This is a genomic window from Streptomyces sp. NPDC060028, from assembly GCF_042736725.1.
In the GTDB taxonomy this organism is placed as follows: Bacteria; Actinomycetota; Actinomycetes; order Streptomycetales; family Streptomycetaceae; genus Streptomyces.
The window spans coordinates 1-24813 of record NZ_JBHWVJ010000060.1 but is presented as its reverse complement, the minus strand read 5'-3'; the positions used below and the strand labels follow the sequence as shown (position 1 = coordinate 24813).

Annotated in this window: 21 protein-coding genes and 2 pseudogenes; 15 read left to right on the top strand and 8 right to left on the bottom strand. The window is 71.0% G+C overall.

Annotated features, from left to right (window positions below; genetic code table 11):
• The first annotated feature begins 101 nt into the window (after positions 1–101).
• The 3 genes from ACFWBF_RS26045 to ACFWBF_RS26035 all read left to right on the top strand — a co-directional run bounded on the left by ACFWBF_RS26045 (position 102) and on the right by ACFWBF_RS26035 (position 4001).
• Positions 102–2576 carry a penicillin acylase family protein gene (locus ACFWBF_RS26045; protein ID WP_385606145.1) on the top strand — a complete coding sequence of 825 codons (2475 nt, stop codon included), beginning with the start codon at positions 102–104 and terminating at the stop codon, positions 2574–2576.
• 111 nt (positions 2577–2687) lie between these two features.
• A complete protein-coding gene (locus ACFWBF_RS26040; protein WP_385606120.1) occupies positions 2688–3740 on the top strand; it encodes an alpha/beta hydrolase in 1053 nt (350 codons plus the stop codon).
• Between the two features lie 66 nt (positions 3741–3806).
• Positions 3807–4001 carry a hypothetical protein gene (locus ACFWBF_RS26035; RefSeq protein WP_385606118.1) on the top strand — a complete coding sequence of 65 codons (195 nt, stop codon included), beginning with the start codon at positions 3807–3809 and terminating at the stop codon, positions 3999–4001.
• Positions 4002–4017: 16 nt separating this feature from the next.
• Here the strand turns inward: ACFWBF_RS26035 and ACFWBF_RS26030 are convergent, their stop codons facing one another.
• Complete coding sequence (locus ACFWBF_RS26030; protein WP_385606116.1) at positions 4018–4719, bottom strand: AAA family ATPase; 702 nt, start codon at positions 4717–4719, stop codon at positions 4018–4020.
• Between the two features lie 94 nt (positions 4720–4813).
• Positions 4814–5143 (bottom strand): DUF6185 family protein, encoded by a 330-nt coding sequence (locus ACFWBF_RS26025; protein ID WP_385606114.1) that lies wholly within the window; start codon positions 5141–5143, stop codon positions 4814–4816.
• 84 nt (positions 5144–5227) lie between these two features.
• Between ACFWBF_RS26025 and ACFWBF_RS26020 the strand changes: the two are divergent.
• Positions 5228–5607: pseudogene (locus ACFWBF_RS26020) on the top strand (DUF3626 domain-containing protein); the annotation flags it as partial.
• Between the two features lie 186 nt (positions 5608–5793).
• Entirely contained in the window at positions 5794–6909 is a 1116-nt protein-coding gene (locus ACFWBF_RS26015; RefSeq protein WP_385606112.1) for a glutamate--cysteine ligase, read from the top strand.
• Positions 6910–6975: 66 nt separating this feature from the next.
• Here ACFWBF_RS26015 and ACFWBF_RS26010 read toward each other — a convergent pair whose 3' ends face one another.
• From ACFWBF_RS26010 to ACFWBF_RS25995, 4 genes are all read right to left on the bottom strand, one after another.
• Positions 6976–7368, bottom strand: a complete 393-nt coding sequence (locus tag ACFWBF_RS26010) for a hypothetical protein (protein ID WP_385606110.1) — start codon at positions 7366–7368, stop codon at positions 6976–6978.
• A 158-nt stretch (positions 7369–7526) separates the two neighbouring features.
• Positions 7527–9116, bottom strand: a complete 1590-nt coding sequence (locus tag ACFWBF_RS26005) for a phytoene desaturase family protein (protein WP_385606108.1) — start codon at positions 9114–9116, stop codon at positions 7527–7529.
• Positions 9109–9561, bottom strand: a complete 453-nt coding sequence (locus tag ACFWBF_RS26000) for an SRPBCC family protein (protein WP_385606106.1) — start codon at positions 9559–9561, stop codon at positions 9109–9111. The genes ACFWBF_RS26005 and ACFWBF_RS26000 overlap by 8 nt, the downstream gene beginning before the upstream one ends.
• A 144-nt stretch (positions 9562–9705) precedes the next feature.
• Positions 9706–10035 (bottom strand): plasmid stabilization protein, encoded by a 330-nt coding sequence (locus tag ACFWBF_RS25995; RefSeq protein ID WP_385606104.1) that lies wholly within the window; start codon positions 10033–10035, stop codon positions 9706–9708.
• A gap of 322 nt (positions 10036–10357) precedes the next feature.
• On the opposite strand from ACFWBF_RS25995, the gene ACFWBF_RS25990 reads away from it, so the two are divergent.
• On the top strand, positions 10358–10837 hold the full coding sequence (locus ACFWBF_RS25990) for an MSMEG_6728 family protein (RefSeq protein ID WP_385606102.1): 480 nt from the start codon (positions 10358–10360) through the stop codon (positions 10835–10837).
• 73 nt (positions 10838–10910) lie between these two features.
• Here ACFWBF_RS25990 and ACFWBF_RS25985 read toward each other — a convergent pair whose 3' ends face one another.
• Positions 10911–12119, bottom strand: coding sequence for an amidohydrolase (locus ACFWBF_RS25985; RefSeq protein ID WP_385606100.1), 1209 nt, complete (start codon positions 12117–12119; stop codon positions 10911–10913).
• Positions 12120–12335: 216 nt separating this feature from the next.
• On the opposite strand from ACFWBF_RS25985, the gene ACFWBF_RS25980 reads away from it, so the two are divergent.
• Positions 12336–13232 (top strand): SDR family oxidoreductase, encoded by an 897-nt coding sequence (locus ACFWBF_RS25980; protein ID WP_385606144.1) that lies wholly within the window; start codon positions 12336–12338, stop codon positions 13230–13232.
• Between the two features lie 50 nt (positions 13233–13282).
• Positions 13283–14518 (top strand): peptide ligase PGM1-related protein, encoded by a 1236-nt coding sequence (locus tag ACFWBF_RS25975; protein ID WP_385606098.1) that lies wholly within the window; start codon positions 13283–13285, stop codon positions 14516–14518.
• A 115-nt stretch (positions 14519–14633) separates the two neighbouring features.
• Here ACFWBF_RS25975 and ACFWBF_RS25970 read toward each other — a convergent pair whose 3' ends face one another.
• Positions 14634–14912 carry a GlsB/YeaQ/YmgE family stress response membrane protein gene (locus ACFWBF_RS25970; protein WP_385606096.1) on the bottom strand — a complete coding sequence of 93 codons (279 nt, stop codon included), beginning with the start codon at positions 14910–14912 and terminating at the stop codon, positions 14634–14636.
• A gap of 405 nt (positions 14913–15317) precedes the next feature.
• Here ACFWBF_RS25970 and ACFWBF_RS25965 point away from each other — a divergent pair, with 405 nt between their 5' ends.
• The 7 genes and pseudogenes from ACFWBF_RS25965 (at position 15318) to ACFWBF_RS25935 (ending at position 24613) form a co-directional block, all read left to right on the top strand.
• The gene (locus ACFWBF_RS25965) at positions 15318–15773 is read left to right on the top strand and encodes a hypothetical protein (protein ID WP_385606094.1); all 456 of its coding nucleotides are present in this window, start codon (positions 15318–15320) and stop codon (positions 15771–15773) included.
• Positions 15774–15855: 82 nt separating this feature from the next.
• Positions 15856–16560, top strand: a complete 705-nt coding sequence (locus ACFWBF_RS25960; protein ID WP_385606092.1) for a DUF6766 family protein — start codon at positions 15856–15858, stop codon at positions 16558–16560.
• Between the two features lie 247 nt (positions 16561–16807).
• Positions 16808–18589 (top strand): N-acetylglutaminylglutamine amidotransferase, encoded by a 1782-nt coding sequence (locus tag ACFWBF_RS25955; RefSeq protein WP_385606090.1) that lies wholly within the window; start codon positions 16808–16810, stop codon positions 18587–18589.
• A 40-nt stretch (positions 18590–18629) separates the two neighbouring features.
• Complete coding sequence (locus ACFWBF_RS25950; protein WP_385606088.1) at positions 18630–20837, top strand: prolyl oligopeptidase family serine peptidase; 2208 nt, start codon at positions 18630–18632, stop codon at positions 20835–20837.
• Between the two features lie 39 nt (positions 20838–20876).
• Positions 20877–22141: pseudogene (locus ACFWBF_RS25945) on the top strand (aminotransferase class I/II-fold pyridoxal phosphate-dependent enzyme).
• Between the two features lie 150 nt (positions 22142–22291).
• Complete coding sequence (locus tag ACFWBF_RS25940) at positions 22292–23476, top strand: zinc-dependent alcohol dehydrogenase (protein ID WP_385606086.1); 1185 nt, start codon at positions 22292–22294, stop codon at positions 23474–23476.
• 453 nt (positions 23477–23929) lie between these two features.
• Entirely contained in the window at positions 23930–24613 is a 684-nt protein-coding gene (locus ACFWBF_RS25935; protein ID WP_385606084.1) for a hypothetical protein, read from the top strand.
• The last annotated feature ends 200 nt before the right edge of the window (positions 24614–24813 follow it).

The following is a 24813-nucleotide window of genomic DNA, read 5'->3' as shown; positions in this document are numbered from 1 at the left end:
CGTGCATGGACGAGCGCCGCGCCATCATCGAGATTTCATCGGTCCTCCTTAGCGTGGCCGCGTTCAGACAACGGCCTGGACCACAGCGGAAGGACGGCCAGATGGCGCGGAGGAGATTCACGGCAAGGCTGCCGATGGCGGTCATGACGGCGGTGGCGGTGATGAGCACGATGGCGGCCGCCGGGTCACCGACCACCGGGTCACCGACCACCCGCTCGTCGGCCGCCGGACAGGGGCCGGACAAGCCGACGATCCGTTACACCGAATACGGAATCCCGCACATCATCGCCTCCGACTGGGCGGGGCTGGGAACGGGCTACGGATACGCCGCGGCCAAGGACAACATCTGCACCTTGGCCGACACCTATCTGATGGTCAATGCCCAGAGGTCCCGCTATCTGGGCCCCAAGGGCACCGCGAGCCCTGGCGAGAACCAGAACACCACCACCAATCTCAACAGCGACCTGTACTTCCAGCGGATGAACGACAACCGGGTGGTGGAGCGGCTGATCGACCAGCCCGCCCCCAACGGGCCGGAGCCGCAGGTCAAAGAGGCCATACGCGGCTATGTCCAGGGATACAACAGGTACCTGGCCGAGACCGGCGTGAACAACATCTCCGACCCCGCCTGCCGCGGTGCGGCCTGGGTGCGGCCGATCACGGAGCTGGACGTCTACCGGCACGCGCACGCCGAGATCATCATGGGCAGCGCCGATCCGCTGCTGGACGGCCAGGTGAACGCCGCACCCCCGGGGGCCTCGGCCGCCTCGCCGTCGGCCTCCTCACCCCAGGAGACGGCGGCGAAGATCCGCGACGCGATGGCTGTCAGCCGTCAACAGAGCATGGGCAGCAATGCTTTGGCGGTCGGTTCGCAGGGGGTGTCCGGGGGCACCGGCATGTTGCTGGCCAACCCGCACTTTCCGTGGCAGGGCAAGAACCGGATGTGGCAGAGCCAGCTGACGATCCCGGGGCAGATGAACGTCTCCGGGGCCAGCCTCCTCGGGTTCCCCGCGGTGAACATCGGGCACAACGACGACGTCGCCTGGAGCCACACGGTCGCCACGGTGGCTCCGTTCGGGCTGTTCGACGTGCAGGTGGACCCGCAGCACCCCACCAACTACCTGGTTGACGGCACCTGGCAGCAGATGACCTCGCAGCAGGTCGGTGTCGACGTGCTGAACGCGGACGGCTCCATCGGCAAGGTCACCAGGACGTTGTGGTCCACCCGTTACGGCCCGATCACCACATCGATGCAGGGTGTCTCGCTGCCCTGGGTGGTCAGCGCGCACGCGGTACGCGACGTGAACATGGACAACCTGCGGGCGCTGAACACCTGGTTCCACCTCGACCAGGCCAAGGACGTCAACGACGTGGTGAACACCCTGGAGACCACGGAGGGCGTCCCCTTCTTCAACACCGTCGCCTCCGACCGCAAGGGCAACGCGCTGTACGCGGACATCCAGGCCACCCCGAACATCACCGACGAGCACGCGGCGTCGTGCCTCACCTTGACCGGCCAACTGTTGTTCAACCAGGGGCTACGGCTGCCGAACGTGCCACCGATCTCCATCTTCGACGGCAAGCGCAGCGCGTGCGACTGGCCCGATGACCCGAACGCGGTCGCACCGGGACTGCTGGACCCGCACAAGCAGCCCCGCCTGATCCGGTCCGACTTCGTGGGTAACGCCAACGACAGTCCCTGGCTGGCCAACCCCGAGCAGCCGCTGTCGTATCCCAGGGTGATGGGGGACACGGCGGCGCCCCGATCGCTGCGTACCCAGGAGTTGATCCTGACCGCGCAGCACCGGATCAACGGCACCGACGGATTGCCGGGCAGGGGCTTCACACCGCAGAACATGGGGCAGTTGCTGTTCTCCGACAACAGCAGGGCAGCCGACCTGGCCCTCGACGCCACCGTGGCGATGTGCCGGAGCCTCCCCTTCGGGCTCATCCTGGTCGACGGCAACCTGGTCAACGTGAGCGAGGCCTGTCCGATCCTGGCCGCCTGGAAGGACCACAATTACACGGCGGGCAGCCGGGGTTCCTGGCTCTTCGAGAACTACTGGGCCTTCCTGCTCGGTGGACAGGCGATCGAGAAACTTCCCTGGCGGGTTCCTTTCGACCCCAAGGACCCGGTGCACACGCCCAATTCGCTGGACTCCGGCAGCTCCGCCGTCCGCGACGCCTTCGGCCGGGCAGTTCTCGCGCTGCGCAATGCGGGTATTGCGCTGAACGCGCCCCTGTCCGACGTTCAGAAGATCACCCGCAACGGTGAGCAGATCCCGATCCACGGCTCGATCACCGAACTGGGCGTGCTGAACGTGGTCACTCCTGGTCAGGTCGACGGCAAACTCGACATCACCTTCGGGTCCAGCTTCATCCAGCTGGTGCGGTTCACCGCCGACGGCCCGCCCCAGGCCTCCTCGGTACTGGCCTACTCGCAGTCGGCCAACCCGAACTCTCCGCACTACGCCGATCAGACAAAGCTGTTCTCGGCAAGCCAGTGGGTGACGGAACGGTTCACGGAGGGTCAAATCGCGGCCTCATCGGTATTGGAGGTCAAGGTCCTGGACTGAGACCGAAGTGTGGGCACGCGGGAACCTCAAAAGACAAGGCTCACGAGGGGGCAAGCTGTAATGAGAACATCGACAACATCCAGGGCATCGAGTACGTCGAGTCGGTGGCGAATGGTGGTGGCATTGATGGTCGCCATGGTGGGAATGGCCGTGCCGACAGGTTCGGCACAGGCTGCCGGCGGCCCCGCGTCACCGCCGCCGATGGCGAACGGGTTCGGCCTGACCCAGGTCGACACCGCGGCGGGCGGTCCCACCAACTTCTACATCACCGTGACCACGCCCGAGGTCGCGGGCAGGCACCACATCAAAATCATTCTGCCGAGCGGCTACTACGACGACCCGGCCAGGCGCTACCCGGTGCTGTACTTCCTGCACGGTTCGCCCGACGACCCGGTGCAGCAGAACTATCCGGCGCTGACCACCTCGAACTCGATGATCACCGTCATCCCGGACGGCGGCGCTCGGGGCTGGTATGCCAACTGGCTGAACCAGAACACTCCGGCCGGTGCCCAGAACTGGGAGAACTTCCACCTCAAGCAGGTGATTCCGTTCATCGACGCGAACCTGCGGACCATCGCCACCAAGAAGGCCAGGGCCATCGCCGGTGTCTCCATGGGCGGGTTCGGGGCCATGCACTACGCCCAGGACCGTCCCGACCTGTTCAGCCAGACCGCGTCCCTGTCGGGAGACATCGATCTGTCGGCCGCCTCCATGGACCTGAGGCTGGCGGTCGTCGCCTCCCTCATCGACGCGCAGGGCGTGATCTGCGGCTCCTCATCCGGAGCCTGCGACCCCGCGGACGACCCGTACAAGCCCGGCGTGGACAGCGACGCCCTGTTCGGCTCGCCCTACCCGATATTCAACATCGACTGGCGGTGGAACGCGGTCGACCCGTCACAGCACATGGACAAACTCGCCGGGGTCGGCGTCTCCATCTACGTGGGCAACGGACGCGGCTCGGCCACCGAACCGGAGTTCTGGCTCGAAAGCGCGTCCAAGCACGTCAAGGACCGCATGGACGCCCTGGGCATGCCCTACTACTACGTCGACTACGGCGATGGCTCGGCCTGGGGCACCCTGTGCAACGGCGGCCACAACGCGGGCTGCTGGGAAGAGGATCTCCGGGACCTGATCCCCAGGCTGGAAAGGGCCTTCGCCTCCTGACCGCAGGCCGCGGTGCGGCGTCGGCGTAGACGTCGGCGCCGGCCGGCTGAGGCTTAACCCTGTGCGGTGGCACGGACGACGATGTCGCCCACATCGACGCCGTCCGGCGCCACCGCCAAACTCGGCATGGCCGACGCCATGCGATCCGTCCTCGCCGCAGGGACCAACCCCTACGCGGACAGCCGCCAGATGATCCAGGACGCCCTGTCCACCCTCATGGGGGCCGGCACCGCCGCGGGCGCGATCAGGGCGACCCCTTAGCCCCCGGCCGAAAGGTTCAACAGCCCGGGCGGTGGCCGAACTGCACCGATGCGGCGCCGCGGTCTCGCAGGCTGCGGTCGAGCAGAACCATGGAGCTGATGCCCGTGGTCGTGGGCAGGCCGTCGTGTGCGATGCGCGCCAGCAGCTTCGACAGGCCCCGCTGGTGGACTGCGAAGACACGCCGCGGAGCCAGTCGGCGACGGGCGTGCTGACCGGACAGTGCCTCTTGGGGGCCGACGTCGAGTACCACCATGTGCAGGGGGCGCTGGGATCGGTGGGCCGTGTGCGCGAGCCATCGGCGCAGCCACGGCCTGCTACCGCAGTCGTGTATGAGCAGCGGGTGTGTGAGTCGCATTTCGGAACGTATCCGGTGCATGTGGCTCAGCCGTGCCCACGGCCGGTATGCCCCGTAGGGAAGCCAGTCGGGCATCCGCGCCTCGTAGGCGGTGCGAGTGGCGCGAGGATCGAGGACGGTGGCGGCAGGGGACCATGCGCGCAGCAAGGTGCTCTTCCCGCTGCCGGGAAGTCCGGCGACCACGACCGCTGCGTTGGACGGGTAGGACAGCTCGATGTCCCGGCCGGCCTGGCCTCGCAGGTCGACGAGCCCCTGAGGGACGACTCGGCGGCTCGGGTATGGGCTGGTGCCAGGCTGGTTGACGACTGCCCACGGGTCCTGTGACCGTTCCGTCGCGTGCTCGGTGCCGATGGGTGTGCTCACAGGTGACAAGCCGTCCGGATGAGAGGTCGTGGAAACACCTGAGGCTACGCGAGCTGCCGGTCGGCGCTCCGCCGCGATGTCCTCGGCGTCGCAGCTATCGGGACGGGGGAGGTGCGGTCGGACCGCCTTCGCGGATCGTTTTCCAGATCGTGGCAAGCGCCAGGAGCTGCGCCAGGAAGAAGGCCACCGACGCGAGGCGCATCTGGTAGACGTGCATGACGATGAGCATGCTGACATCGCGGCCCCGGTGGCCGAATTCCGCCGATGCGGTGACTTTCGCTCCCCTGAGCTGGTCCGGCCGGCAGGGGTTGGCAGGTGGAGGAGCCTCGTCCGCGTACGCGATGCCCGTCCCCGCCAGCACGGCGAAGAGGGCCGGCAGAAGGAGGTGGAGCAAGAGAAGCGTGGAGCGTCTGAGACGGATCACCGCCTCAGCATCTCCTTGCCGACCCCCCTGGGCTCAAGGCAGTGCGGCGCAGCTTGCGCAGGTCCACCCTGACAGCCGATACGGATATGCGAGCAGTCGTGCGGCGGTCCTGTGGATCCGTCGCTGCGTGTGACCCCCAGCTTCCATCCGGACCGCTTGGTGCGAGGCAAGCCGATCCTGGATGCCCTGGCCAGGCACGGTGTATATCGCTCGCAGTTCGTCACAGGCACGAGCAACGGGGGGTTTGACCGCCCACCCCGGCGGTGACCGGTGGCGCGGGCCGGTCTGGCTGCGCCGCGACGTGGAGGCCGTGGTCCTGGACCCCTGCTATCGCGGCACGCCTGTGGAAGCCTCGGCTCGGCGCCTTCCCCTGCCCGGTCGAATGGCACCCCGGATTCAACCTCGCTGTCGAAGAGCTCCGGCGCCATCCCGGCTACCGCGGGCAGGAGTACATCGACCTGGGCGTAGACCACACTACGTGGCGCGCTTCGGAGCGCCCTCGCAGCCCGGCGACGAACCAGCGCGGCGGCGCGGGGCGCCGACGGAGGTGGGCGCACTCGATGCCCTTCGTTGACGGGCGGGCTACGGCATGGTCGCGGGGAGGCAGGGTAGGCGTCGGGCATCTGAAGGTTCGATCGACGGGCGGCGACATGCGAAGCGTAGGTGTGGAAGAAGAGCTGCTGCTCGTGGATGCGCGCAGCGGTGCCCCGCTCGCCGTTTCGGGGGCGGTTCTCGCGGCCGCGGACCACCTTGCCTGGCAGCGTCCCGGCCCCAGCGGCCGAGGGGACCACGAGTTCGAGAAGGAACTACAGAAGGAGCAGCTCGAGTTCGCCACCAAACCGGTCACGGAGATGGGTGAGCTCCAGGAGGAGATCTTCCGCATCCGCGGCGAGGCGGCCCGCCACGCGGCGAGCGCCGGCGCCGTGGTGGCGGCGGTCGCGACGTCGCCGCTGTCCGTGCGGCCTTCGCTGAACGTCGGCCCGCGCTACCGGTGGATGGGCGAGCAGTTCGGCCTGACGGCGCAGGAGCAGCTGACGTGCGGCTGCCACGTCCACGTGTCGGTCGCCTCGGACGAGGAGGGCGTCGCCGTACTGGACCGCATCCGGCCCTGGCTGGCCGTCCTGGTGGCGCTGAGCGCGAACTCGCCGTTCTGGCAGGGCGAGGACAGCGGGTACGGAAGCTACCGGAGCCGGGTGTGGAACCGGTGGCCCTCCGCCGGCCCGGTCGACGTCTTCGGCTCCGCCGACCGCTACCACGAGCAGGTCCGCACGATGATCGACACCGGGGTGCTGCGAGACGAGGGCATGATCTACTTCGACGCCCGGTTGTCGGCCGACTACCCCACCGTGGAGGTCCGGGTCGCCGACGTCTGCCTGGACGGCTCCACGCCCGTCCTGCTCGCCGCCCTCATACGCGGCTTGGTCGAGACCGCGGCCCGCGCCTGGCAGGACGGGGAGCCTCCGGCCCGCATCGGTACGAGTCTGCTGCGACTGGCCTCCTGGCGGGCCGGCCGCTCGGGCCTGGAAGGACCCCTGCTGCACCCCGTAAGCATGCGGGAGACGTCCGCCGAACACGCCGTCGAGGCGCTGTACCAGCACGTGCGCGAAGCACTGGAGGACCACGGCGACGACGAGCGGGTCCGGGAAGGCATTGCGCACTTGCACGAAGGGGGGAACGGCGCCCGTATCCAGCGCCGGCTGCGCGCCGGCGGGCAGACTCTCGCGTCGGTCGTCACCCGGTGTGCGGAGATGACGATCCAGCGTTGAAGGCCTGACTGCCTGACTGCCTGACTGCCTGACTGCCTGACTGCCTGACTGCCTGACGGCTTGAGGTCAGCCGGCGCTGCGGGTTCCGGGCGGATCCTGCGGGTCGACGCCGGTGGAGGCGGATGCGTCCTTGGTTCCGCTGGGGCGTCGGGAGCGGCCCCTGGGGCCCGTGTCGTGCATGCCGTCCTCGTCGCTGCCCGCCGTGCTCTGGTCCTCGCCGCGGCGGCTCATGCTCTTCGTGGGCCTGCCGTGCGGATTTCCCGCTTCCTCCTTGGCGACCTTGCGGCCGGCGCCCTTGGCGGGAGCGTACTCGTCGGGGTGGAAGGAACGGTGAGCGCTCGGGTTGTCCTGCTGACGGGTCTCGTCCACGTCGGGAGACCAGCCGTGCTGTTCGGTGCCCTTGTGCGGGCTCGGGCCTTCGCCGTGCTTGGGATGGGATGACTTCGGCTGCTTAGCCATGGTGTGGCCTGCCTGCCTTCCGGCTACGGGGAAATAGGGCCTGCGTCCGGTGGTACCTCTTCAAGCCTAGGCGCATCGGGCGGTCGGCGTGCGGCGCCGCGGTGGCGGCCGCGCGGATGGGGGCGGGCCGGACCGCATTGGCCCTGCGAGGCCGGGCGTCAGATGCGCTGGGCGCGGTGGAGGGGGGCGCGCAGTGCCTGGGGGCGCAGGGCAGCCCGGGCGGCGTTCGCGCCGGGTGCGCCGTGGACGCCGCCTCCGGGGTGAGCGGCGGCGGAGGCGAGGTAGAGGTTCTTGACCGGGGTCTCGGGGCGGCCGGTGCCGGGGGTGGGCCGGAAGAACAGCTGTTGGTGCAGGGCGGTGGTGCCGTTGTTGATGGCGCCGCCGTGGAGGTTCTCGTCCATGGCCTGGAGGGTGGTGGGAGCCAGGATGCGGCGTGCGCCGATCAGGGCACGGAAGCCGGGTGCGAATCGTTCCACCTGCGCTTCGATGCGGTCGGCCATGGCTTCCTGTTCGCGGGTGTCCCACCTGCCGGTGATGTTGTCCGGGCCCGCGTCGGAGCTGATGTGCTGCGGGAGGTGGGTGTAGGCCCAGGCCGATTCCGTGCCGGCGGGCGAGCGGCTCGGGTCCGCGGTGGTCATCTGGCCGAAGAGGGCGAACGGCTCGTCGGGGACGTGTCCCATGGCGATCTGTGCGGCGAACCGGGTGAGGCCGTCCATGCCGTCGGCGACGTGGACGGTGCCGGCGCCGGCCGCCCCCGGCGCCGTCCACGGCACCGGGCCGGTCAGCGCCCAGTCGACCTTGAAGGTCGCGAAGTCCCACTGGAAGCGTTCCAGGTCACGCAGGAGGCGGGAGGGAAGGTGTTCCTCGCCGACGAGGTCCCGGTACAGGGCGGGCGCCGAGGTGTCGGCCAGTACGGCCCGGCGCGCGTCGATCGTCTCCCCGCCCGCGGTCCTGACCCCCGCTGCCGTGTTTGCGCGTACGACGACGGACGCGACCCGCTCCCCGCAGCGCAGGACTCCGCCGCGGCGTCGCAGACGGCTCACGAGCGCGGCCGTGAGGGCGCCGGAGCCGCCGACGGGCACCGGGAAACCGTGGCTCTGGCCGAGCATCGACATCAGCCAGCCGAAGCCGCCGCTGCCCGCCGCCTCGGGGGCCAGGTCGGCGTGCAGGGCGTTGCCGGCCAGCAGGAGCCGGCCGCCCTCGCCGGCGAACTCCTCCTCGCCCAGGCGGCGCACGGGCAGGGCCAGGTTGCGGGCCAGCCGCAGCCCCCCTGAGGCGCGGAGCTTGGCGGCCAGCCGGAGCCCGGCGCGGACCGGGGGGAAGGGCGTGAACAGAGCCTGTACGAGGTCCGGCCCCACCCGGCTCCACGTCCGGTACATGCTCTCCCAGGAGTCGCCGTCGCCGGCGCCGAACTGCGCGAGCCCGGCGGCGGTGTCCTGCACGCGGCGTTCGAGGACCGCGCACCGGCCGTCCAGCAGGGGGTGGGCCAGCACGCGCGGAGCGCGGCTCCAGCGCAGGCCCTCGGCGGCGAGGTCGAGGCGGGCCAGGACGGGGGAGGCGGCGGCGAGCGGGTAGAAGGCGCTGAAGAGGTCCGAGACGTAGTCCGGGTGCACCCCGCGGTCGCTGCGTACGGCCCCTCCGGGCTCCTCCTGGGCCTCCAGGACCTCCACGCTCCACCCGGCGTCAACCAGCAGGTTCGCGGCCACCAGTCCGTTGGGCCCGGCCCCGATCACCACCGCGTCAGGCACGGTGTACCGCGGCGGGCTTCCGTTCCACGACCCTGGCCAGGCGGGCCAGCATGCCCCGGTGCCGGAGCTGGAGCAGTGCTTCGAACGCAGGGTTGTGGAGGGTGCCGCCGAGGCCGCGCAGGGGGTGTTCGTCGCAAATGATGAGTGTCTCCTCGCCCCACGGCCTGAGCTGGAGAAAGATCCTCGCCGTGCCGAGGGCCTTGAACGACGCCTCCAACTCCAGCTCCTTCCCGGTCTCCTGGTGACGGACGGTCGTCACGCCCTCGGAGGACCAGGGGCCCAGCCGGACCGTGTAGCGCAGCCGGGAACCCGGTTCGGGCCAGGTGGGGTCGAGCGGCGTGGACTCGGACGGGCCCACCACCCATTCCCCGTAGAGGGTCGGATCGGCGAGTACGGCCCACACGGCGCGAGGGGGACGTCGGATGAGCTGATGACGGACGGCCATGGGGGCTCCTCCTGCCGAAACGGTAGGGATGCGGGTGGGGTACGGCTGGGGTGGGCGGTGCGGTGCGGCGCGCGGCAGGTCGCGGGAGCGGGGGAGCGGGGGAGCGGCCCACGGCAGGAGGCCGCTTCCCTACCTACCCCGCGGTCAGTGGCTGAGGGCGTTCTTGAGTTGCAGCTTGGTCATCGTCGAGCGGCCCTCGACGCCGCGCTTCTTCGCCTCCTGGTACAGCTCGTCCTTGGTGCGGTCGGACGAGCTGCCGCCACCGCGGGACCTCTCGCCGCCGCGTTGCGAGGCGGACTTGCCCTGGGTGGAGCTGCGGCTCGCCGTCTTGCTCTCCCCCGACCGTGCGCGTTCCTTGTTCACCGTGCGGGAGGCCATCTCCTTCGCACGGTCATGCGACATGCCGCGCTGCTCACCCGACTCCTTGATGTGCTCGTACTGGCGCTCGCGCTTGGGGCTGGATCCTCGCGGCATGACGAAACCTTTCATCGGGGGTGTGGTGTCACGGTCATGGTGCGCGTACCCCGATCGCGCCGCATCTCACACGGCCCGGACCACACGTGCTCGTCGCAGGGACAGGCCGCGTCGTCCGTTGCCGCGCCCGGGGGACGCAACGAACGCCGTCCGACGAGATCCGTAGAGGTCCGTTAGGCCGCTCGTGGCCGTTCGTGGCTGCTCGTGCCCTGTCAGACCTGGCCGATGCCGACGCCTCCCTGCGCATGATGGAAGTGACCAGGTCGCGGTCGTAGCGGGGCACTCAGGTACCGCTCACGTCACCGTCCCGCAGGGAGACCCCATGCAGACGTTCCTTCCGTTTCCGTCGTTCGACGCCTCGGCAGCCGCGCTGGACGTGCGAAGGCTCGGCAAGCAGCGGGTCGAGGCCGTGCAGGTGCTGCGCGGCCTGATCGTTCCGGGCTACGGCTGGCGCAGGCACCCGGCGGTGCGGATGTGGGCGGGGTACGAGGAGGCCCTCGTCCGGTACGGGTTGGAGGTCTGCGGGGTGTGGACTGCCGCGGAACGCGCCGACACCTGCGCCGCCACCCTTGTCCGGGACTTCGGGGCGTGGCAGCCGGGGGGTGGCCCGCGGACGCAGGAGCAGCTGGCTGCCGACGGGGAGCTGCCACCGTGGCTGGGCGCACCGGACTTCCATCGAAGCCACCAGTCCGCGCTGGTGCGCAAGGACCCGGACTTCTACCGGGAGCGCTTCCCGGGTGTACCGGACGACCTGCCGTACGTATGGCCACAGTCCGACCGGGAGCCCGACGGGGCGTCGTGACCGGCGGTGGGCGCAGGCCGCGGCGGCGGTGCCGGTTCCCCGGTGGACGGTACGGGGCGCCGCGGCCCGGGAGTCAGAGGCCTGCCGCTGCCTTCTCGCGCTGGCGGGCCCACGCCCGGGCGGCGAGTCCGGCGTCGGTGAGGACGTCGGCGGCCGTGCAGGCCAGGGCCTCGGCGGCCGCCAGCATCACCTCGCGGCCGCGCCCCGACGCCGCGGCCCGCGCGAAGGCGGGGGTGTGGTCCGAGGCCCCGTCGCCCAGGATCGCGACGAACGGATGGATGGCGGGGACGCGGCCGCTCACGTCGCCGATGTCGGACGATCCCAGGAACACGCCGTCGACGGGCCGGGTGAGGTGGATGCCGGACCGGGCGATGTGATGGCTGAAGCGCTCCGAGAGGACGTCGTTGTCCCGGAAGTGGGCGTAGCCCTTGCCCAGGCGCGTCACCCGCACGGTGGTGGAGGTGGCGGCTGCCACCCCCTCGGCCCAGCTTCCGATGTCGGCGACCAGTGCGTCGAGCGCGGCGCCGGTGGCCGCTCGTAGTCCGAACAAGCCTTCCGCGTACGCCGGCACGATGTTGGTCGCGCTGCCTCCGTCGGTCACGATCCCCTGGACATGCGAGCCCGACGGCAGGCGCCTGCTCACCACGGCCGCGGTGTTGAACAGCTGGATGAGGGCGGCCAGGGCATCGATCCCGCCGGTGGGGTCGCCCGTCGGATGGGCAGCCCGGCCGTGGAAGCCGACCCGTACCTGGGTCTGTGCCGTCAGCGGCGCCCATGACCAGTCGTGCACGCCGGGATGGAACATCAGCGCCGCGTCCACGCCGTCGAACACCCCGGCATCGGCCAGGGCGACCTTGCCCCCGCCGCGCTCCTCCGCCGGAGTCCCCACGGCGAGCACCGTGCCCGCGACCTCGTCCAGAACGTCGCGCAACGCCAGTGCCGCCCCCAGTCCGGCCGCGGCGATCAGGTTGTGTCCGCATGCGTGCCCCAGGTCCGGCAGCGCGTCGTACTCCAGCAGCAGCGCCACGCATCGCCCCTGCCCCCCTCGCCCCCGCTCCCTTCCCGCGCGGGCCACGAAAGCCGTGTCGAGTCCGGCGGTCCCCCGCTCGACGGTGAACCCCGCCCGCTCGAGTTCGCCGGTGAGGAGCCGGGCCGCGCGGTGCTCCTCGTAGGCGAGCTCAGGATCCGCGTGCAGGGCACGGCTTACCGCCCACAGATCGTCCGCCCGGCGGGTGCACTCCCGCCGCAGTCGCGGGTACAGGTCATCGGGTGGATCGTCCACGTCTCCTCCTCGCAGTCTCCTGCCCGCTTATGTCCAAAGGGCGGCCGCTCACGCGCGTCTGCGTCACGCCGTCGGACCCTCGCTCTGCGGGCGACCGCTCGGCAGGAGCATCCTGGAAGCCGGAGCACCGGACGACGGGGCTGCGCGCCGTCCCGGCTGCCGCCGTACGCGCCGCGGCGGCGGGACACGGAGCGTGGGCGGAGGCACCAGATGAGGATGCGGACGCACGGCCGGCCCCTGCGGGGCCGCACCGTGGTGGTGACGGGGGCGGCGCGCGGGCTGGGCGCGGCCCTGGCCCGGGCATTCGACGCTCGGGGTGCGCGTCTGGCCCTGCTGGGCCTGGAGGGAGCGCGTCTGGAGGAGGTGGCCGCCTCATTGCGCAACGAGTCGGCCTGCTGGGAGGTCGACGTGACCGACGACGTGGCCATGGCCGACACCGCCCGACGGGTCCGCACCCGCCTCGGGCCGGTGTCCGTGGTGGTGGGCAACGCCGGCATTGCCGAAGGGGGCCCGTTCGCCGACTCCGATCCGCAGGTCTGGCGCCGTGTCATCGAGGTCAACCTGATCGGCAGTGCGGCGACCGCACGCTGCTTCCTGCCCGACCTCCTCGACACACACGGCTACTACTTGCAGGTCGCCTCCCTGGCGGCCTTGGGGACGTCCCCCCTCATGAGCGCCTACTGCGCCTCCAAAGCCGGTGTCGAGTCCTTCGCCCACGCCCTGCGCGCGGAACTCGCCCATCGGGGTGTCGCCGTGGGGATCGCCTACATCAACTGGACCGACACCGACATGATCCGGGACGCCGACCGTCATGCCGCCCTGCGTGAACTGCGCGCCCACATGCCTCCGCCCGCGCGCAAGGTGTACCCGGCAGCACAGGTCGCGGACCGGTTGGCCGCCGCCGCGGAACGGCGCAGAGCATACGTCTACGTGCCTGCCTGGCTACGTGCGCTCCAACCGGTGCGGGCATTCATCCCGCCCGTCGTCACGCACATCGCCCGCACCGAGCTGCCGCGCCTGGACCGTACGCAGCCCATCGAAGCGACCGGTCTGCTGGGCGCCGGCGGCCGCGCCGACGAACTCCGCGACACTCCTCGGGAGGAACAGTGGTGAGCGAGCCTGACGCGGGTCCCTTGGTGGTTTTCGCCAACTTTCTTTCGGACTTGGCAGTCGATCTCGAAGAGGCCCAGGTTCTGGCCCAGTGGGCGCAGCAGGCGCCACGCAAGGCATGGCTGCTGCGGGCCGGCGACGTACTCGTGACACCCGGACCGCTGAGCGGGGAGTTCCGTCGGTACGTGAGCGAGTTGACGGGCGTGCCGAGCGAACAGGCGACGGTCATCGAGGTGCCGCCGTGCGGCGCCGTCCCGCTGGCGCAAGCGGTCCGCCAGGCCGGTCTTCTCGGGCGCGTACGGGCCCACGCGGGTCAACCGGGGACGGCCCTGCTGCCCACGGCCCAGGACGCGTCCGCCCTGGCGTTCGCCCGGGATCTCGGGGTGACGGTGCACCCCTACGCCACGGTTGAGCAGGCCGTCGCCGCCCTGCCGACGACCATGCTCCTGAACACGAAGGCCGGCTTCCGCCAGGCCGCCGGGGCGGTGGGTATGCGCCTGCCGGAGGGGCGGGTGTGCCGTCGCCCGGAAGTGGCGGAGGTGGTGCGGCAGCTCCTCGAGCAACACGAGCGGGTGGTGGTCAAGCCCGACCGTTCCGCAGGGGGACACGGTCTGCGCTTCCTCTCGCGCGAGGACGTGCGGGGCGCAGGCGCAGCCCTGGCGCTCGACGCCGTCGGCGGCCCCCACGGCACGTGGGTGGTCGAGCAGTGCGTACCGGTGGCCGAGTCGGTCAGCATCCAGATGGAGAACACCGTTTCTGGAACACGCGCCCTGTTCAGCGGTGCGATGCGAACGGAGCAGGGCTCCTTCACGGGATACGTCTCCCCGCTACCGCCGTCCTGTGCGCATGCGGCAACCGAGCTGGAGGAGTGGGGGACGAGGCTGGGCCGCCACCTGGCCGGCCATGGGTATCTCGGCCCCTTCGGATTGGACGCTCTCATGAGCACGGACGGCGTCACGTACGCCAGCGAGAGCAACGTCCGCCGTACGGCGACCACCACGCCGCACACCATGGTCACCCGGCTGACGGCGGCGGCCGGCCTCGCACGTCCGGCGTGGGCGGTCTCCAAGAGGCGGACCCGGCGCTCCGTCGGCTTCGATGAAGCCCTTGCCCGGCTGCGCGAGCACCGTGTCGCCTTCGACCCGCAGCGCGGCGAGGGAGTGGTGCTCTACGCGGACGCACCGGCGGACCGCCACTCCTGGCGCTACGCGGTCATCGCCGCGCACGGCAGCGGTGTGCGCGAGCTGGAAGACGCTCTGGCGGAGGCCCTGGAATTCGAGAAGGCCTGACCTGTACGGGCGCCCGCCCGGCCGGTGAGAGCGAGGCGGGCGGCCCGTCAACCACGTCACTGGACCGGCGCGGCACACTCCGTTCGCCGTGGCCCGTCAGGCCCGTCAGCCGCGGTCAGGCATGCCGGTGGGAGTGCCGGTTTCCGCTGACCAGGCGGTAGAGGGCCAGGAGGATGACGGAGCCGATGATGGCGGCGATCCAGGTGGAGAGGTCGAAGAAGCCGTCGATGGAGTCGACGCCGAAGATGACCTTGCCCAGCCATCCGCCGAGCAGGCCGCCCGCGATGCCGATGAGCATGGTGATGATGATGCCGCCCGGGTCCTTGCCCGGCATCAGTGCCTTCGCGATGAAGCCGGCCAGCAGGCCGATGAGGATCCAAGCAATGATGCCCATGATGCGTCTCCTACGTCGCGAGATGAGGCCAGTGTCAAGTTGCTTCTACACGCGTCTCGCGCTTTCAAACGTGCGCCGCGCGGAGCTGCCGTACGGACCGGACACCCCGTCGACGGGGGAGGGTGGGCATCGCGTCCGTGTCGTCCCCGGGGCCCCGGCCCGGCACATCGGCAACGGCGGGGCCACCCCCGCGGCGCAACTCGGCGTCAGAAGGCGTAGTGGATCCGCAACCAGGAGCGTGCGACGCCGCCAGGCGGCGGATCCCGCCCGGCGACGTAGGCCCCCCGCCCCCTCCGGCGGGGGGCTGGTCGGGTGGTCCGCGGCGAGCGGGTCGGATTCGCGAGCGCGCGCGGGGCATACGTAGGGAATGCCGTTGCCGTGGTGCCCTCGGGGAGGAGAAGTCGTGTGAAACCGATCCTGCTGCCCGGAGCGGGTTCGCCGGTGAGTTCCACGGTGGCGCGCGCCGCGCGCGCCGTCCTGTGTGCAGGCGCCGTCGGGGTCCTCGTGGGCGGGTGCGGAGCGCCCGCGGCACGGGTGGACGGGGCACGGGCCGCCGGTGAACGGTTCGAGCGCGCCCTGGCCTCCGGGGACCACGAGGCGGCCTGCCGCCTGCTGGCACCCGAGACGCTCGGGCAACTGGAGCAGGACGAGAAGAAGGCGTGCGCCGAGGCGATGGGGACCGAGGACCTGCCGACGGCGGGGGCGGTCCGCACGACCGGAGTGTACGGACGCCAAGCCATGCTGCGCCTCGACGGCGACACGCTGTTCCTGTCGCAGTTCAGCGGCGGATGGAAGGTCGTGGCGGGCGGCTGCACCCCGCAGGGGGAACAGCCCTATCAGTGTCTGCTGAAGGGCGGCTGAGGATGCGCTTCCTCTTCGTGACCTGCCTGGTCGTGGTGGTCGGCGGGCTCGGCTACTTCACCGCGATCGGGGCGATGTACCGATGAGCGCCGACACGGACGAGAGGCCCCGGCGGAGCGGCTTCTGGCGGGACAACAGTCTCACCCTGGCCTTCGGGTCGGCCTTCCTGCTGGTCCTGGTCGGGCAGGCCGTCGCCGGACACGCCGAGTTCAACGACCAGCTGACCATCGACGGCCTCCAGCGGATCAGCCTGGCGGAGTACGTCACGACCTCCGACTTCGCCGTGGACGTGACCGAGAACTGGCAGTCGGAGTTCCTGCAGTTCACCCTCTACATCTTCGGCACCGTGTGGCTGGTCCAGCGTGGCTCTCCCGAATCCAAGGAACTGCACAAGACCGGTACCGAGTCGGAAAAGGAGCAGCGCCTGGGTGACCACGCGCAGGCCGAGTCACCCCGCTGGGCCGGCACGAAGGACTGGCGGCAGCGGCTGTATTCCCGCTCGCTGGGCCTCGTCATGGCGCTCCTGTTCTTCGGGTCCTGGTTCGCGCAGTCGATCGCGGGCACCGCGGCATTCGACGAGCAGCGGCTGCGGCAGCTCCAGGAGCCCGTCGGCTGGGGCAGGTACCTGACGCTGCCGGACTTCTGGAGCCGCACCCTGCAGAACTGGCAGTCCGAGCTCCTGGCGGTCGCCGCCATGGTCATCCTCTCCGTCTACCTGCGCCAGCGGGGCTCACCCGAATCCAAGCCCGTGGGCGCCGCCCACACGTCGACCGGAGTCGAGGGCTGACACATCCGGACCGCGCCGGCCCGGTGGCATCGGCGGCGCGGTTCCGTCGAGCGACCGCTTAAGGGACGCACGGACGGGCAGGTGCCCTCTATGTCGATATGTCGATCGCCGGTTCGGGTCGGCCCTCCCATCGTCGGCCGAACTGGCACAGGAGTGTAGTGATGACGTACGTGACCAGGTCCTCCACCGAGAGCGAGGTCCCCAGGAGGTGGCGCTCCCGAGGCGCCCTGCCCGTGGTGGGTGCCCCGTGTGCGGCCTGAGCGGGGAGGTGTGCTTCGACGGCGGTAAACCGGACCTCGCCGCGGTCGAACGCATGACCGATGCGCTGGAGCCGCGGGGGCCTGACGGCAGAGGGGCGTGGTCGCAGGGATCGGTGGCCCTGGGACATCGGCGCTTGAAGATCATCGATCTGTCCGAGCGTGGTGCTCAGCCCATGACCGACGCCCAGCTGGGTCTCACCGCGGTCTTCAACGGTTGCATCTACAACCACCGCGAGCTGCGCGGCCGCCTGGAAGGGCTGGGGCATCGTTTCTTCTCCCACTCCGACACCGAGGTGGTCGTCAAGGCGTACGCCGAGTGGGGCTGGGAGTGCGTCGAGTCCCTCGTCGGCATGTTCGCCTTTGCCATGGTTGAGCACCACACGGGCCGCGTCGTCCTGGGCCGTGACCGGTTGGGCATCAAGCCCCTCTACATCGCCCGGGACAGGGACCGACTCCGCTTCGCCTCCTCCCTGCCCGCCCTGCTGGCGGGCGGGGGAGTCGACACGTCCCTCGACCCGGTGGCGCTCCACCAGTACCTGAGCTGGCACGGCACGGTCCCGGCGCCCCGCACCGTACTGGCCGGCGTCCGGAAGATCCCGCCGGCCACCGTCCGCGTCATCGAGAGCGACGGTACCCACAGCGACCACTGCTATTGGCAGCCGTCGTACACCCGGCACTCCGAGCTCGGCGAGGACCCGGCGCTCTGGCGGGAGGCGGTACACGACGCGCTGCGCACGGCGGTGAAGCGGCGCACGGTCGCGGACGTCCCCGTGGGCGTGCTGCTCTCGGGCGGCTTGGACTCCAGCCTGATCGTGGCGCTGCTCGCGGAGCAGGGGCAGGCCGATCTCGCGACCTTCGCGATGGGCTTCGAGTCGGAGCGCGGTGAGGAGGGCGACGAGTTCCGGTACTCGGACCTGGTCGCCCGCCGGTTCGCGACCGACCACCACCAGTTCATGATCCCGTCCGACCGGCTGCCGTCCGCGCTGGAAGCCGCGATCGGTGCCATGAGCGAGCCGATGGTCAGCCACGACGCCGTGGCCTTCCACATGCTGTCGGAACAGGTCTCCAAGGAAGTCAAGGTGGTGCTGTGCGGCCAGGGCGCGGACGAGGTGTTCGCCGGCTATCACTGGTACCCGCAGATCGCCTCCGCCGCCCGGCCGGGTGCGGGCGACGCGTACGCGACCACGTACTTCGACCGGACGCACGCCGAACTCACCGCCATGCTGCACCCGGACTTCACCGCCGACCACGATGCCTCGATGGAGTTCGTCCGCACCCACATGGCCGCCCCCGGAGCCGACACCGCGCTCGACGCGGCCCTGCGCATGGACGTCCACGCACTCATGCCCGACGACCCGGTCAAGCGGGTCGACAACATGACGATGGCCTGGGGTCTGGAGGCGAGGGTGCCGTTCCTGGACCACGAACTCGTCGAGCTGGCCGCGGCCTGCCCCCCGCAGCTGAAGCTCGCGCAGGGCGGCAAGGCCGTACTCAAGGACATAGGACGGACGATTCTGCCCCGGGAGATCGTCGACCGTCCCAAGGGCTACTTTCCGGTGCCGGCGGTCCGGCACATGGCCGAGCCCGTGCTGGCCCGGGTACGGGATGCCCTGACGGCCCCGGAAGCTCGCCGACGCGGGATCTTCGACGCGCGCCTCGTGGACCGGCTGCTCGCGGAGCCCAACCGCCATCGCGCCAGACGGGGCGCGAACACCCTGTGGCAGGTGGCGTCGCTGGAAATCTGGCTCCAAGCGCACGGTATCCACTGAGCGGTCGACATCCGGAAGCGGAACCTGGGAGAGGCGGCCCATGCCCCTGGAGCACACGGAACCCCTGGAGCACGTGCACGAAACGCCCCGCCGGGCAGCCGAACCCCCCGGTGCCGCATCGGCCGCAGCGCCCCCGTCGGACCCGGCGGCGGGCCCTGCGTCGGCCCCCGCGCCGGTCCGGATGCCCAGCCATCGCGGCGCCGACCCGCCGACCCTCCTGGCCGCCCACGGGTGCTGGTACCCGTCGGCCGACCCGACGGGCGAGCACGTGGCGTTCATCTGCGACCGGGCCGGGGTCCCCCAGCTGTGGAGCGGGCCCGCCCGGGGGGCCGAGGCCCACGTACTGGACGGCGACCCCGACCCGGTGACCGAGGTCTCCTGGTCTCCGGACGGGCGCTGGATCGCCTACACCTCGGCGCCGGGCGGCGGCGAACACACCCGGGTCCTGGTGGTGCGGTCGGACGGAAGCGGACGCCAGGTTCTGGCGGGCACGGAGCCGGGAAGTTCGGCTCACCTCGGGTGCTGGACGCGTGACGGCGCCGCCCTCGCCGTCACGGTCGCACAGCCCTCCCCGACGGGCTCGGAGCACAGCGGACCCGGACACCTGACGCCGGACGCGGCCGCGGACGGGGCATCGTGGGCCGGCGCGAGGCCACCGGGCTCGGCGTGGTCCGAACGCGACGGCCCCGCGACCCTGCTCGAAGGAGGGGCCGCACAACGGCTGGTCCGGCGGGGCCCCGCACCGTCCGTGCTCGGAGCGGCCCGCAGTGGCGGGCTGGCCGCCTACCTGGTCGACCCCGACGGAGCCACCGCGCCGGTTCTGCTGTTCAGCGAGGAGGGAGCCGCCTCCCTGCGCGTGTGCGACATGAGCGCGGACGGCCGCTTCGCGCTCGTCCGCCGGGGCCCGCGCGGCCGACGGGAGGCCCTCGTACTCGACACCGCTTCGGGCCGCACCACCTTCGCGCTGCACGTGGCGGACGGGGATCCCTGGATCGGCCGCTTCTCCGCCGACGCGCGGACGCTGTGGCTGCGCAGCGACAGGGAACGGGAGTTCGCGGCCCTCCTGCGGGTACGGCTGGACGAGGAGGGCGCAGCCCGGGGCCTTACCCTCGCGGCCGAGCGTGAGACGTCCGCCCTCGACCTGTTGAGCGTGCCCGACCACGGTCGGTGGGCCGTCCTCGCCTGGAACGTGCACGGCGCTTCCGAGCTGGAAAGCGTGGGGCTCCCGCTCGGCCCCACGGACGACGACTTGGGACCGCGTCACCGTCCGGTGCTGCCCCACGAAGTGGTCACCCGCATCACGTCCTTGGCGCGCGGTGGACTCTTCGCCGCCCTGTCGGGATCCCGGCGAAGGCCCGGCATCTGGGAACTGGACGAGACCCTCGCGCCCACGCGCACCGGCTGGTCGGCCCGGGACGAGGACGCGGTCCCACCCGGGCGGCCCCCCGTACGGCCGTTGCCCCTGCGCTGCGCGGCCCGCGACGGACTGCAGCTCGGAGGCTGGTACTACCGGGCGCCCCACCGCGACCCGGGCCGGCCGGCCCCCTGCGTGATCCACCTCCACGGCGGACCGGAGGAACAGGAACGGCCGGTCTTCAGCCCGCTGTACCACGAGCTCCTCGGCAGGGGCCTGGACGTGTTCGCCCCCGACGTCCGCGGCTCGTCCGGCTGGGGCCGGTCCTTCGTGGACGCGGACCTCGGCGCCGGCCGGTTCGCGGCGATCGACGACGTCGCCGACTGCGCGGCGCACGTGGTCTCGCTCGGATACGCCGACCCCCTGAGGCTCGGGGTGATGGGCCGCTCGTACGGCGGGTACCTCACCATGGCCTCCCTGGTGTGGCATCCGGAACTCTTCCGTGCCGGGGTCGCCGTGTGCGGGATGTCGGACTTCGCCACGTTCTTCGCCGGTACGGAACCGTGGATCGCCCAGTCCGCCGCCGCGAAGTACGGCCACCCCGAACACGACCGGGAACTGCTCCGCGCCCTGTCCCCGATGAGCCGCATCGATCAGCTGCGGGCCCCCGTGCTGGCCGTCCACGGGGAGCACGACACCAACGTGCCGCCGACGGAGTCGGAGCAGTTCGTCCGCGCGGCACGTGACCGCGGCGTCCCGGCGCGGCAGCTGACGCTGCGCGACGAGGGCCACGAGTTCCTGCGGGCGGACAACCGGCGGCTCTACCGGCGCGCTGCCGCGGACTGGCTGGAACAGCACCTCGGCCCGGCCCAGCCCCGTGACCAGGGCACCTGACGTCCGTTTTCGTCGGTGCTCACAGGGCAGGCGTGCGGCATGGACCAGTCGAAGGCACCAGTACTCGATGCGTTGGCCGCCTACCACGAAACCGGCCAGACCCCCTTCACGCCCCCGGGGCACAAACAGGGACGGGGCGCCGACCCCAGGGTGCGGGCCGTGCTCGGCGAAGCGGTGTTCCGGTCCGACATCCTCGCCACCAGCGGCCTGGACGACCGTACGTCCTCCCATGGCGTCCTGGAGGAGGCACAAGCGCGGGCCTGATCCTCTCGGGCATCGAGCCCGTCTGGGTGGACCCGCAGTGGGACGCCGAGCGCCACGTCGCCCACCCGCCGTCCGCCGAGGCGTTCGAAGCAGCCTTCGCCGAGCACCCCGACGCCCGCGGAGCGCTGGTGACCACGCCGACCCCCTACGGCACCTGCTCGGACCTGGCCGCCATCGCCGCGGTCTGCCACCGCAGGGATCGCCCGCTGATCGTCGACGAGGCATGGGGCGCCCACCTGCCCTTCCACTCCGGCCTTCCCACCTGGGCGATGGACGCCGGGGCCGACGTGTGCGTCACCTCCGTGCACAAGATGGGCTCCGGCCTGGAGCAGAGTTCCGTGTTCCACCTACAGGGCGACCTGGTCAAACCCGCCGCGCTGGACGGCTGGCGCCGGCAGATGGCCGAACACGGCGAGGCCCTCTACGACCATGCGCTCGCCCTCGCTCAGAAGACCCGCGACCGCATTTCCCGTATCGACGGCATGCACGTGCACGGCCGCGACGACTTCTGCGGGCCGGGCCGGGCAGCAGACATGGACCCCCTCCAGATCATCATCGACATCAGCGCCTGGGAGGTCACCGGCTACCGCGCCGCCGACTGGCTGCGGGAGAACCACCGGATCAACCTCCACATCGCCGACCACCGCCGCATCAGCGCGCAGCTCACCCACGCGGACGACAGCGACACGGCCGAGGTGCTGCTGGCGGCCCTGACCGACCTGGCCGCCCATGCCGCGGAACTGCGTACGGGGCAGCCCGTACACGTCCCCCCGCCGTCGAGGTTGCGCCTGGAGCAGGCGGCGCTGCCCCGCGACGCCTTCTTCGGCCGAACGGAGCAGGTCCCCTGGGAGAAGGCGGCCGGCCGGATCGCGGCCGAGATGCTGACCCCGTAGCCGCCGGGCATCCCGGCGGCGCTGCCCGGCGAGCGCCTCACCGGGGATGTGCTGCCCTACCTGCGGACCGGGGTGGAGGCGGGCATGGTCGTGCCGGACGCGGTCGACACGGAGGTCAAGAGCGTCCGGGTGCTTCGCGAAGAGTGACCGCCTGCGGCGTACGGCGTCCTGAGGCCGGCGTCCTGAGGCCCGCGGCGCCGCTGCCGATCACCTCCGGAGGAAAGCCCGGGCATTCCGGTTCGCCGGCACGGCCGGGGGCACGCGCACGGTGAAGCAGCACAGACGCAAGGAGGCGTCATGAGGGCACTCACATGGCACGGCAAGCGGGACGTACGGGTCGACACCGTGCCCGACCCGACGATCCGAGACCACGATGACGTGATCGTCAAGATCACGACCACCGGCCTCTGCGGCTCGGACCTGCACCTCTACGAAATTCTTGGAGCCTTTCTCGACCCCGGCGACATTCTGGGACACGAGCCCATGGGCATCGTCGAGGAGGTGGGGCCGGAGGTCACCTCGCTGAAGCCGGGTGACCGGGTGGTGATCCCCTTCAACGTCTCGTGCGGGTCGTGCTTCATGTGCGACCGGGGGCTGCAGTCCCAGTGCGAGACGACGCAGGTCCACGAGCACGGCACCGGAGCCTCCCTCTTCGGCTACACGAAGCTCTACGGTCAGATCCCGGGCGGCCAGGCCCAGTACCTGCGCGTCCCGTTCGGAAACAACCTGCCGATCCGGGTCCCGGACGGGCCGCCCGACGAGCGTTTCGTCTACCTGTCCGACGTCCTGCCCACGGCATGGCAGGCGGTCGAGTACGCGTCCGTTCCCTCGGGCGGCAGCGTCGCCGTCCTGGGCCTGGGCCCCATCGGTGACATGAGCTGCCGCATCGCCGCACACCGCGGCGCCGGCACGGTCATCGGCATCGACCTCGTTCCCGAACGCCTGGAACGGGCCCGTCGGCGCGGCATCCACACCCTGGACCTCCAGGAGTGCGGAGACGACCTGACGGACGCCGTCCGGGACCTCACCGGTGGGAGGGGCCCCGACGCCGTCATCGACGCCGTGGGCATGGAGGCCCACGGCAGCCGTGTCGCCGCCGCGGCCCAGAGCATGACCACCCACCTGCCGGACTCCCTGGCCGCGGCCATGATGAAGCGAGCAGGGATCGACCGGCTCTCCGCGCTCTACACCGCCATCGACCTCGTCCGCCGCGGCGGCACCATTTCCGTGTCCGGGGTCTACGGCGGTGCGGCCGATCCGCTGCCCCTGCTGACCATGTTCGACAAGCAGCTCCAACTGCGCATGGGCCAGGCCAACGTCTGGCGCTGGGTCGGCGACATCCTCCCCCTGCTCACCGACGGGGACCCCCTCGGCGTCGACGACTTCGCCACGCACCGCTTGACCCTCGAACAGGCGCCGGACGCGTACGAGATGTTCCAGAAGAAGCGGGACGGCGCGGTCAAGGTCCTCTTCACTCCGTGACCTGAGCGGCTGGACCCGGCGGCGCGGCCGCGGCCGCGGTCGCGCTCGCGTCAGGAGGCGGGTTCGTCCGCCGAAGGCCGCGGAACGGAGCGGAGCGCGTCCCCCAGCCACGCAGTCTGGCGGGACTCGCCCAACGGAATACGGCCTCGACGGCTGCGTCGTTCGTCGTGACGATCGCCCTCACGAACGGAGCCGGCTCGGGGCTCGGCGCATGGCTGACGACCCTCGGTGTCGGGACTGCCGCCGCCCTGTGGCGGGACCGGCGTCGCGCGCGGGCGGTTGAAGAAAAGGGCTCAGGGTCGCAAAACGGGGGAATCCGCCACTCCCGTGCCCGGACCCGGCCATTCCCGCCCCAGAAACATGAGCACCCGTCAGCTTTGGTGCATCCTCATGGCTCATGCAGCGCGCCGTACCCGCCTGCGGTCCGTGTACCTGCGAGCAATGGAGCGCACCTTGAAATCACGTACCGTCGCACGTGTCACCGCCGCCACCGCCGCGGCCTTAGGTCTGACGCTCGGCCTGACCGGCCAGGCCAGCGCGCAGTGGCAGCACCTGTTCACCTACCAGACCGCGAACCTGTGCGCGTCCTCGTACGCCGAGGTCAGCGACGGCGCCGAGAACGGCGGCTACTCCGCCACCGGCGCACTCGCCTACAACAACAACTGCAACAGCCTCGCGTCCAAGTCCGCGGGGTGGATCAACGCGAAGAACGACTTACTCGTCTTCGACATGCCCAGCGGCGTCTGGTACCTGTGCGCCACGTCGGGCTGGTGGGGCAACCAGATCGCGGCCAGCCAACTGTGGATCAGCGCGGACTTCTACCGCCGGTGCGGGGGTGATCACTGGTACGCCACGAACAGCGGCGGCTACGTGTGGGACGGCGGTGCGTGGCGCGGCGGCTGGGTTGTCTCCGGCAACCACTGGATCGGCTCGGCCTTCGCGCCGGCCGGCTCGGCAATCAAGGCCCCGGCAGCACCCAAGGTGTCCGCCGTCGAAGCCGTCAAGGGGGGCGACGTGCGGCTCGGATCGCCGACCGGCCCGAAGCTGCGACCGGAGCAGCTCAACACCCTCCCGGGCCAGGAGGCCGCACCTGTGAAGCAGCTCGCGGCCGACACCTATACGGTCACCACCCGGTAGCCCCGAGATGTCTGCGGGGACCGTCGACCCGACGGTCCCCGCAGACACGAGCGCCCCGTGCCCCGACACTCCCGAGGTGCGGGGCGCTCAGGCTCGCCTCGCTCTCGCAGGGCTCCGCGGGACGTTCAAGAGGCATCGGCAGAGGCTAGTACTGCAACGGTCTTTGGGTTGACTGGTTGGCAGCTTCTGGTGGTGTGTGG